The following is a 255-nucleotide window of genomic DNA, read 5'->3' as shown; positions in this document are numbered from 1 at the left end:
CACCCGCCACGATGCTCGGCATGTCATCGTCGACTACCACCGTCAGGGTGCCCTTCGCCGTGGTTCCGTCACCGTCGGTCAGGGTGTAGGTGAACGTCAGGTCGATGTCGTCCTCGCTGGTCGCGTCGGAGTGATCGAGGCCCTGGTGCAGGGTCGCTTCATACGTGCCACTGTCGACGTCGGTAACCCTCACCGTCAGCACCGGCGCTCCCGTCTCGTCGGTCGCCTCAAGCACCAGACCGTCATCGGAGACCC

General features: G+C 65.1%; 1 protein-coding gene. It reads right to left on the bottom strand.

The annotated features are described in order from the left end of the window. On the bottom strand, positions 1-255 hold a 255-nt coding region (locus tag ACUN9Y_RS22350; RefSeq protein WP_445462932.1), incomplete at both ends, for a hypothetical protein.

This window comes from Halomonas sp. V046, assembly GCF_052645355.1.
This window is presented reverse-complemented; position numbering and strand designations above follow the sequence as displayed.